Origin of the sequence: Moraxella equi, assembly GCF_002027555.1 — a bacterium.
Classification (GTDB): Bacteria; Pseudomonadota; Gammaproteobacteria; order Pseudomonadales; family Moraxellaceae; genus Moraxella; species Moraxella equi.
Window position 1 is genome coordinate 1 of the sequence record NZ_MXAP01000148.1, and the last position, 653, is coordinate 653.

A 653-nucleotide genomic window follows, 5' to 3' on the forward strand; every position below is an offset into this window, starting at 1 on the left:
AACCCCAAATATGCTACAATACCCTAACATTCATTAAATAGAGCTTTAAATACCATGACCTACTCCTTAGACTTTCGTAAAAAAGCTTTGGCGCTCATCAATGACAAAGGCATGTCTTATCGCAAGGTAGCTTCTTTACTTAAATGTCTCTACTCGTACCTTACAAAACTGGCAACAAAACATAGAGATTAAACCCACCAAAGAAGTAAAGCCTAGAAAGATAAATGATGAGGCATTACTCCAAGATGTAGAAGATTATCCCTATGATTATCTGTATGAGCGAGCAAGACGATTTGGTTGTACTGACATGGGCATTTACAAAGCTTTAAAAAGATTGGGCATTACTCATAAAAAAAACAAAAGAATACACCCAAAGTCAGACATCAATAAGCAGTTAGAGTATTTAGCTAAACTTACCGCCTATCAAGAGCAAGACCATCCCATCATCTACATGGATGAATCAGGGTTTGAAGCACACACTTATCGTCCTTATGGTGATGCTCCTATTGGTCAGCCTAGCATCTTGTATCATAACTACCAAAACAGCAGGTTGAGGGCTGATGTCATTGGTGCTTTATGTCACAATCAATTGTTTGCTTTGTCTTATCATAAACACCACACCAACACCCAAACGGTTTATGATTGGTTAGAAC

General features: G+C 38.0%; 1 protein-coding gene. It reads left to right on the plus strand.

Annotated elements, in window-relative coordinates:
- Positions 1-187 precede the first annotated feature (187 nt).
- Positions 188-653, plus strand: a 466-nt coding sequence (locus B5J93_RS14325) for an IS630 transposase-related protein (RefSeq protein WP_338065642.1), incomplete at its 3' end; no start/stop codon positions are given.